The organism is Streptomyces sp. CBMA156 (genome assembly GCF_014596515.1).
Taxonomy (GTDB): Bacteria; Actinomycetota; Actinomycetes; order Streptomycetales; family Streptomycetaceae; genus Kitasatospora.
In genome coordinates, this window is record NZ_MSJQ01000200.1 from 1 (window position 1) to 9,422 (window position 9,422).

The window sequence follows — 9,422 nt, forward strand, 5'->3', positions numbered from 1 at the left end:
GACATCGACAAGCTCGCGGACGGCGCCAAGTGACCACCGCAGCCGTGAAGTCCACGCCCGACGACACCCGGGCCGCGCTCGACGCCGGCCTGGTCGCCCCGCAGAGCAGGCGGCACCGGCCCCGCCCGCGGGAGGGGGGGGGGGGGGGGGGGGGGCGGGGGAGGGGGGGGGGGGCGGGGGGGGGGGGGCGCGCGCCCGGCGGCGGGGGCGCTCGGCGTACCGCCAGCGGGCCCACGGGCTGCTCGGGCGGGCCAGCCTGATCGCCCCGATCCAGGACAGGCCGGGGACCATGATCCCCAGCAGACCGGTCCAGACCTTGCCCTTGAGCAGGGTGATCACCGAGGCCAGCGCGTTCACCGAGATGATCGTGATCAGGCCCCACCTGGTCTCCTCGCCGGGCACCACGCCGAGCGGCACGTACCCGACCAGCAGCAGGGCGGTGAACAGGATGCCGAAGATCACCGCGTCCACCGACTTGCGGCCCTGCTCGCTCCAGTACACGTCGTCCAGGTGCAGGATCAGCGCGAACTCGTCCAGCACCAGGCCGCAGCCGATGCCGAAGGCCAGCCCGAACCAGTCGATCCACGGGTGCCCGCCGTAGGTGGCGAACACCCCGATGCCGCCGAGCAGCAGGAAGCCCAGGCCGAACACCATGTGGTGGATGTGCAGGCCGCCGGGGGTCACGTTGCCCGGCCACCAGCGCACCTGGGCGCGGATCATCCGGACGCTGAACCGGATGAAGACGAAGGAGGTGATGAATCCGACCAGCAGCAGGAACAGCGGTTGCTTGTGCGCGCCGACGATGTGCTCGCGGTAGCCGTCCAGCAGTGTGGTCATGGGTCTTACCTTCGTTCCTGGTCCTGCGTCCTGCCTGCCCCGACGTGGCCCCGGGCCCGCGTCGGACCCGGCCCCGGGCCCGACGCCCGGTCAGAATCCCCGGGTGCGCTTGGCCGCCCGGCGCGGCATGACCGGGTAGAGCGACGGGCGCTCGTCGCCGACCGGCAGCTTCATGAACAGCCGGGCGATCTCCCCGCCGAGGTTCACCCCGACCGCCAGCGCCATCGCGATCGCCGCCGCCCGGAAGACCGACACCAGGCCGGCGCTGGAGTGCCCCTGGGCGAAGGCGAGCATCCCGAGGTAGAGCGCCGAACCGGGCATCAGCGGCCCGATCGCGGCGGTCACGTACGGCAGCGCCGAACCGTTGCGGTAGCGCGCCATCAGCTGGCCGAAGAGGCCGACCAGCCCGGCCGCCACGCCGGTCGCCGCGATCGGGTTGACGCCCGCGTTGTAGACCAGCGCGCCGTAGCTGGCCCAGCCGATGCCGCTGTTGACCGTGACCAGCGCCAGGGTGCGGCGGTCGGTCTGGAGCAGCGTCGCGAAGGCCAGGGTCAGCACCATCGCGGCGATCATCTGGACCGGCGGGTAGTTGACGCCCACCAGGCTCTCGTCCGGCCGCAGGTTCGCCTCGAAGCCGACCCCCAGGTAGAGGATCACCATCACCCCGATCACGATGCCCGCGACCAGGTAGATCACTTCCAGCAGGCGGGCCGCGGCGGTGATGTAGAAGCCGGTCAGGCCGTCCTGCACGGCGGCGACCAGGGCGCGCCCGGGCAGCAGGGCGAACAGGCCGCCGGTGATCACGACCGAGCCGCGCAGGCCCCAGTCGTTGAGCGAGAGGATGATGCCGGACGCGGCGGCCGGCATCGCGGCCGCCACGAACTGGTAGAACTCCGGCAGCCGGCGCCTGGCCAGCGCGGAGGCCAGCCGGTCGCCGAGGACGGCCGCGACGAAGGCGCTCGCGAACACCAGCCAGCCCTTGTCGTCGGCCCGCCCGCCGACCAGGAAGGTCGCCGCACCGGCCAGCAGGCCGGTGGTCAGGGCGAGGAACCAGGCCGGGTACGGGTGCCGGTTGCGGCGGATCACGGCGAGCCGGCGGTAGGCGTCGTTGACCGACACCTTCTCCGCGGTGATGTCCGCGACCAGCGCGTACACCGCGTCGAGCCGGGTGTAGTCGGAGGTGCGGCGGCGCACCACGCGGTCGGCGGTGACCGGCGGCTCGACCAGCGAGGGCTGGTACGAGATGCCGATCAGGGTGAAGGTGACCTGCGGCTCGCAGCGGTCCAGCCGGTAGGCGTGCGCGATGCCGAGCATCGCCGCCTCGACGTCCTCGGCGGCCTCGCCGCTGGCCAGCAGCAGCTCGCCGATGCGCAGCGTCAGGTCGAGGATGCGCGGGACGTTGCGGGTGACGGCCGCGGCGGGGTGCATGTCGCGGGCGGTGCGCTCGAAGGCGGGGCGCTCGGACATCGGGGTGCGCAGCAGGGTGCGCATCCGGTCCGGCCAGGGTGCCTCGCCGGGGGCGCCGGCGGTCAGCTCAGGGATCGGGATGCCGTCGGGCGGGGTGTAGCCGGCCGCCCGCCACTCCTCGGGGGTCAGGGTGTCCTCGGCGACCGAGCGGCGGCGGGCCGGGCGCCCGGCCTCCGGGCGGGCCCCCGGCACGGCCACCGGCTCGGGTTCGGGCGCCGGCTCGGGCTCGGGGGCCAGCAGGCCCCTGGTCTCCGGGACGGGCGGGGCGAGCGGGACGACGGTGGTGGGTTCGACCGGCGGGGCGGGGTGGCCGAGCAGGCCCTCGGTGGGCGGGGCGTCGGCGGGGTGCACCGGTGTCGGGGGGGCCTGCCGCGCCTGTCGTACCGCCCGGCCTCCCCTCGCCCGCTTGCCCGCACCCGGTCGGCCCCGCTTAGGCACTTCCGCTCCTTGCCGCCCCTGGTGGCCTTCGGCCACTGCTCGATCTCGGGTTACACCTTGCCTGATCGAAAAGCGCGACGCACATGTACGCGGCGTCCCACGGACGGGACGGCGGGCGCCTACCCGGCGCGGTGGCGGGCGGTGGAGGACCCGCCGGAGCGGCGGGCCCGCAGCAGCTCGATGACCACCGGGACCACCGAGACCAGCACGATGCCGACCAGGATGGCCTCGATGTTGTCCCGGACGAACGGGATCTGGCCCAGGAAGTAGCCGAGCACGGTGACGCCGCCGCCCCACAGCACGCCGCCGACCAGGTTGTAGACCACGAAGGTGCGGTAGTTCATCCTGCTCACCCCGGCGACGATCGGGGTGAAGGTCCGCACGATCGGCACGAAGCGGGCCAGCACGATCGCCTTGGGCCCGTGCCGGTCGAAGAAGGCGGCGGCCTTCTCCACGTTCTCCTGCTTGAAGATCCGGGAGTCGGGGCGGCGGAAGAGGCTCGGACCGACCTTGCGGCCGAACAGGTAGCCGACCTGGTCCCCGGCCACCGCGGCGGCCACGATCAGCACGCAGATCAGCCAGAGCGGCTGGTGCAGGTAGGTGCCGTCGGCCACCAGCAGGCCGGTGGTGAACAGCAGCGAGTCGCCGGGCAGGAAGAAGCCGATCAGCAGGCCGGACTCGGCGAAGACGATGGCCAGGATGCCGATCGGGCCGAAGGTGGAGATCAGGTGGGTCGGATCGAGCCAGGACGGGCCGAGGGCGAGGCTGGTCACGGTGCGGGCACTCCGGAAGGTCGAGTCTTAGCAATGAAACAGTAAAGCATTGACAAAGACTCGCCCCGGTCCGGAATGGTTCCCCGGCCAGCGGGCGCGCGCGGGCCGGGGCCCGGAGCCCGGGCCGGGGAACCGTCCGGTCAGAGCCCGTAGCGCTCGACGACCTCCTCGTGCCGGGCGAGGTCCGTGCCCGCCGCCTTGGCCAGGGCCGGCCAGGCGAGCGGGTGCGGCCAGCCGTCGGTCAGCCGCAGCAGCAGGGCGTCGGCCTCGGCGGCCGCGGCGGTCGGCGGGACGCCGAGGGCCGCGTAGATCCCGGGCAGGGTGTCGCCGCCGTCCGCCGGGTCGGTGATCCGGTACTGCTCCCTGCTGTACGCCCAGACCGCGTACCCGGCCGCGTGCAGTTCCTCGCGCAGGGCCGACCAGGGCTCGTCGCCGGGCCAGCCGCCGTCGATCCAGTACGTGGTGTACCCGGCCGGGTCGAGCAGGGTCAGGAACTCGAAGACCGGGCGCCAGTGCCGCCGCTCCTCCTCCGGGGCGTCCTCGGCCGGCGGGTGCTCCAGCAGGGCCGGGGCGAAGACCACCAGGTCGCCGTGGTTGAGCGTCAGGTCGTCGCCGAGCACCGGCAGGATGCGGGCGGTGGCCGGGCCGGTCCGGAGGGCGGGCAGGTCCGCCGTCGACCCGTTGGTGCGGGTGGCGCGGACGGTGACCAGCTGCCATTCCTCGTCCACCGGGCCCTCGGGCTCGTCGAACCCGATGTCGAGCAGCGCACCGGTGGAGCGGACCACGGCCCAGTCCCGGTTGGCGCTGGCGGCGGTGATCAGGTGCCACAGGTCGGGCTCCCCGACCGTCCGGTGGCCGTCCTCCTCGGCGGTGGCCTCAGCTGTGCCCTCGGCAGTGCCCCCGGCGGGCGCCGCGCGCTCCAGCAGCTCCAGGTACAGCCGCTGCGCGGTGGCGTGGTCGCCCAGCTCGGTGGCGGCGCGGGCGGCGAGGCGGCGGGTGTTGAGCACCTCGTCGTCCAGCGCCAGGATCGCCCGGCACTGCTCCAGCACCTCGGCCCAGCGGCCCTCGGCGGCGGCCCAGCGGGCGCGTATCCAGTGCCCGTCGGCCGGGGCGGAGGCCGCCACCCGGTCGGCCAGGCGGCGGATGCCCTCGGTGTCCCCGGCGTCGATCAGCATCTCGCCGAGCGCGCCGGTCAGCTCGCGGTCCTCCGGGTCGTCCTCCAGGCACCGCCACAGCAGGTCGGCCGCGGCGCGGGTGTGCCCGAGGCCGCCCAGCACGGTGGCCAGGAGCAGCGTCAGCCCGGTGGCGCCGGCCTGCTCACCCCGGTACCGGTCCAGGGCGGCGGAGAGCAGGTCGGCGCCCGTCTCGTAGTCCACCCCGGCCTCGGCCAGGTGGGCCGTCAGCTCGCCGGGCGGGACGGGCAGCTCGGGCTCCGGCAGGGCCTCGGCGGCCGCGCGCAGCGCCGCGACCCGCTCCGACACGCCGTCGGTGCGCCGCAGCCGGGTGAGCTTGCGCTCGCCCGTCGCGGCGAGCGTCAGCGCGACCGTACGGGCGCCGCGGGCGACCGCGAGCCGGCCGGCCGCCAGCAGCAGGTCCACGCAGGGGCGGTGCGAGCCCACGCCGTCCAGGTACCCGACCCAGCCGGCCAGCACGGCGCCCAGTCCGGCGTCGTTCTCCCGGGCGCCGGCCGCGACCAGCAGCTCGACCGTCTGCGTCCAGGCGCTGCGCAGGTCGGCGTGCCGCTCGGCCTCGGCCTGCTCGGGCAGCAGGGCGAGCGCCTCCTCGGTGCGGCCGAGCGAGGCGAGCGCGCGGGCCCGCAGCAGCGCGCCCCAGCGCTGGTCGCGCTCGTCCAGCCGGTGCCCCTGTGCCTGCTCGGCCCGCTCGGCGGTGTCGAGCAGCTCCAGCACCTCCTCGTGCCGGCCCAGCAGGTGCAGGGTGCCGGCCCTGGCCTGGTGGAAGCGGAGCGAGACCTGCTGGCCGGCCGCCCGCATCCGGCCGGCCGCGGAGTCCAGGTGGTCCAGCGCCTCGGCCGCCCGGCCGTCGTCCTCCAGGGCGTCCGAGTACTCGCGGGAGAGGCAGTCGTAGCAGGCCCGGTCGGGCTCGATCCGCTCCAGCGTCTCGCCGACCACGGCGAGCCGCTCGGCCACGTACCCGGGCCCGTCGACCCGGGCGTGGCAGATCGCGAAGTCCTGCACCACGCAGACGGACTGCGGGCAGCCCGCCGTCTCCTCCCGGTGCGCGAAGTCCAGCAGGTCGACCGCCTCGGGCAGCGCCGCCTCGCCCTGCTGGCGCTTGTTCAGCAGGTTCTGCATCCGCCAGTGCCGCAGGTAGACCTCGACCCAGGGCAGGCCGAGCGCCCGCGCCGCGGCGACCGCCTCCGGGTAGAGCGCGTCCAGCTGCTCGTTGCGCCCCTCGGTGGCGTGCTCGGGCAGCTCGACGACGGCGTCGGCGAGCCGGTGGTGGCCGGCCTCGGCCAGCTGCCGGTGGGTGTCCCGCACCCAGGCCCAGATGTCGGTGGTCATGCCTGTTCCCCCTGCGTCGTGCTGATGGGTTGTCTGCCGCACCCCACTGACCGTCCGTCCGTCACGGCTCCTCCGAGAGGGCGCCGGGGCTGTCCGGGACCGCGGGGAGACCGGCCGGCACGGCGGCGGTCAGGGCGGAGACCGCGGTGCCGATGCCGCCCAGTGCGGCGGTGAGGTCACCGCCCTCGCCGGACGGGCCGGACGAGGCCGCGGCCATGATCACCTTGAGCGAGCGGAGCAGCCCGGCCGCGGTCGCGCTGCCGGTGTGCCCGTTGCGGTAGGCGGCCAGCAGGTCCTGGACGGCGGGACTGGCCAGGTTGAGGTAGAGCCTGGCCCTGACCTCGCCGTCGGTGCGGGCGGTGAAGGCGCGGGCCAGCCGCAGGGCGGCGGACGGTATCCGGGCGTCCGCCTGGTCGTCCTCGATCCTGGCCTTCAGCTCGGCCTCGCGGTCCGGCACCAGCACCAGCGGCAGTCCCGGCGGGTCGAAGCGGGCCGGGACGAGCTGCTCGCCCGGGTCGGCGAGGGCGCCGGCCAGCCAGGCCGACTCGTGCTCGGGCAGCGGGCGCTCCGGGTCGCGGAACAGCTCGCGGTTGCCCTGCTCGCTGCCCAGCTCGACCAGCCGGCAGCCGCGCAGCCGGGCGTAGCGGCGCAGGAACGGCAGGACGGCGTAGCGGTCGCCGCGCGCGATCGGCACCTGCATCGCCCGGTACAGCATCTCCTCGAAGCCGCCGCCGCTGCCGAGCGTGACGTGCACCGCGCCGCCTCCCGCCGCCCGCAGCGCGCCGGCCGTCAGGTCGCCCTGCGAGGTGGGCACCGGGACGTCGTCGGCGAGCAGGGTGAACAGCCGCTCGTCGCAGAGCGCGGCGCCGAGCAGGTCGCTGCCGTGCCGGGTGAGGATGCGGCGCCAGGCGGCGGGCCGCAGCCTGGCGGTCTCGTACAGGCCGTCCACGATGGCGTCGGTGAGGGCCTTCCCGAGCGCGTGGTAGTGCTCGTCTCGCTGGAGGTCCTCGCGGCTGGCGGTGGGGGTGAGCCAGTTGGACTCGACCACGCCGCCGATGAACCCGGCCCAGCCGGGCAGCAGGTCGCGGGCGTCCTCGGCGAGCAGCATGCCGCGCAGGTAGACGGCGAGGTCGCGGTTGTCGCTGCTGCCGTAGGTGCTGCCGTCCTGGACCCAGAGCAGGCCGACCGCGTCGGTGACGCCCTCGACCGGGTGGACGGGGAAGGCGGTGAGCGGTTCGAAGCGGCGGCCGAAGGCGGCGGCGAAGCGCATCCGGGCGGCGTACCGGTCGCCCGCCGCCTCCGTGCGCCAGGGCACCTCGACGGAGTTGACCGGCCGCTCGTCCTCGCCGACGTGGACCGGGATCGGCAGCAGCACGCAGTACCGGCCGAGCACGTCGCGCAGCAGGTCCTCGTCGGCGAGGTGGCGGTGCTCGGCCTTGAGCGCCAGTTCGACCACGGTGCCGGGCCGGGGCCTGGCGGGCACCGGATCGACCCGGTACTGCTCGCCGCCACGACTGCGGTAGCGGTGGCCGAGCCGGGGCTCGCGGTGCGAGGTGGTGGTGACGGTGACCTCGTCGGCGATCGAGAAGGCGGAGAGGAAGCCCAGGCCGAAGGCCCCGATCAGCTCCTGGTTGCCGGTCAGGTCGCGCAGCATCCTGGTGTAGCCGGTGCCGACGGTGGCCAGGTAGGAGTGGATCTCGGGCTCGGTCAGGCCGGCCCCGGTGTCCTCGATGGCGACGGTCCGCCGGGCGGCGTCGGCGCGCACCCGGATCAGCGGACGGTGGTCGCCGTCCGGGTCCTCCAGGAGCCGGCGGGTGTGCGAGTCGTGCGCGTTCTGGACGAGTTCGCGCAGGGCCACCAGCGGGGTGGAGTAGAGGTGGGTGGCGAGGACGTTCACCAGGCCGCCGAGATCGACCTCGGTCGTCCGCAGCTCCTCGGCGGGGGTGGGCTCGGGCTGGGCACCTTCAGACATGGGTCCTCAGTGTGCCAGTGCGACTATCCGGCGACCATTTCTTTGTCCTCGGGGCGTTCCTGACGCAAGGACGAGCACCGTCAACCCCGGATCGACCGGTCCTCCACCATCGGGGGAATTGTCACCCGTCCGGTGGAGTTCGCCCGCCGCGCCGGTGAATGCTGGACGGGCGACGTCAGGCCACGGTGCGCCGGAGCGGCCACTCCGGACGGCGCCACCATTTCGCACCTCCAGTCAGGGAGACCAGCGTGTCCCGTTTTCGCGCAGCCGCCGCCGTCACCGCCCTCGGGGCGTTCCTCCTCCTCGGTGCCGGTGCCGCCACCGCCCACGCCGACGACGGCGCCGGCTCCGGCGCGCCCGACCGTTCCAACGGCAGCACGGTGAACGACTCCGGCTCCGGCAACATCATCGGCAACGTCCACGGCAACGTGGTCAACACCCAGCAGACGGCCACCGGTTCGGGTGCGGGTGCGGGCAACCAGGACAACGGCCTCGCGGTGACCGGCAACACCGGGAGCGTCGAGGCCCACCAGAACAACGGCAACGGCGGGGGCAGCTGACCGCACGCCCTCCCCCAGCCCCGGCGAGGGGCCGCTCAGGAGAGCCCCAGCACCGCCCGGCCGAGCCGCAGCAGGCAGTCCCCGAGGTCCGGCCGAGCGCTGTGCGGACGGTTCCGCACCCCGTCGTTGACCAGCGCGAACAGCGCGTGCACCCGGATCCGGGCGGCCGCCGCGTCGGACTCCGGGTGCACCTGCCGCAGCAGGCCGACCCAGGTGCGCAGGAAGTCCCGCCGGAAGTCCACCGCGGCCCTGCGGTCCGGCGGGGCCAGCCGCTCCGTCTCGCTGAGCATCGCGCCCAGGTAGTCCCCGTTGCGCAGGGCGAAGCCGACGTACGCGCCCAGCCCGGCCGCGAGCGCCGCCCCGGGCCCGGCGGCGGTCGCGATCGCGCCGTCCACCTCGTGCCAGAGCCGCTCCCGGCCGCGCACCAGCGAGGCGGCGAGCAGCTCGGCCTTGCTGTCGAAGTGCCGGTACACGCTGGGCCCCGAGATGCCGACGGCGGCGCCGAGCTGGTCGGTGCTGACGTTGTCGAAGCCGCGCTGGTGGAACAGCCGGACGGCCGCGGTGAGCAGTTCCTCCCGGCGCGCCCGCGGCCTGGGTGCCGGCACCGGGGCGACGGTCGGCCCCGCGGCCGTCCCGTCCAGGGAGACCGCGAGGACGGCCGCGACCACCTCGCGCAGCAGCGCCTCGGCCCGGCGCGGCTGGGGCACCGCCGACTGGTAGGAGAGCCCGGCGCACGCCGAGAGGGCCGACCAGCAGAGCAACTCGGCGTCGGCGGGGGTGAGTCCGGGCCGCTCCGCGCGCAGCACCGCGACCATCAGGGCGAGGTCGGCGCGCAGTTCGCGGCGCAGCGCCG

At 74.9% G+C, this 9,422-nt stretch carries 6 protein-coding genes and 1 pseudogene; 1 reads left to right on the forward strand and 6 read right to left on the reverse strand.

Annotated elements, in window-relative coordinates:
• The 5 genes and pseudogenes from BU198_RS16680 to BU198_RS16700 form a co-directional block, all read right to left on the reverse strand.
• Positions 1–837 (reverse strand): annotated as a pseudogene (locus tag BU198_RS16680) (hypothetical protein); the annotation flags it as partial.
• Between the two features lie 90 nt (positions 838–927).
• The gene (locus BU198_RS16685) at positions 928–2,655 is read right to left on the reverse strand and encodes a threonine/serine exporter family protein (RefSeq protein WP_317620156.1); all 1,728 of its coding nucleotides are present in this window, start codon (positions 2,653–2,655) and stop codon (positions 928–930) included.
• Between the two features lie 206 nt (positions 2,656–2,861).
• Complete coding sequence (locus tag BU198_RS16690; RefSeq protein ID WP_188297643.1) at positions 2,862–3,515, reverse strand: DedA family protein; 654 nt, start codon at positions 3,513–3,515, stop codon at positions 2,862–2,864.
• Between the two features lie 140 nt (positions 3,516–3,655).
• The gene (locus BU198_RS16695; protein WP_188297644.1) at positions 3,656–6,037 is read right to left on the reverse strand and encodes a hypothetical protein; all 2,382 of its coding nucleotides are present in this window, start codon (positions 6,035–6,037) and stop codon (positions 3,656–3,658) included.
• 61 nt (positions 6,038–6,098) lie between these two features.
• Positions 6,099–8,009 (reverse strand): ATP-binding protein, encoded by a 1,911-nt coding sequence (locus BU198_RS16700; RefSeq protein WP_188297645.1) that lies wholly within the window; start codon positions 8,007–8,009, stop codon positions 6,099–6,101.
• Positions 8,010–8,257: 248 nt separating this feature from the next.
• Here BU198_RS16700 and BU198_RS16705 point away from each other — a divergent pair, with 248 nt between their 5' ends.
• Entirely contained in the window at positions 8,258–8,569 is a 312-nt protein-coding gene (locus tag BU198_RS16705; RefSeq protein ID WP_188297646.1) for a hypothetical protein, read from the forward strand.
• A 35-nt stretch (positions 8,570–8,604) separates the two neighbouring features.
• Here the strand turns inward: BU198_RS16705 and BU198_RS16710 are convergent.
• Positions 8,605–9,422, reverse strand: an 818-nt coding sequence (locus BU198_RS16710; protein ID WP_188297647.1) for a TetR/AcrR family transcriptional regulator, incomplete at its 5' end; no start/stop codon positions are given.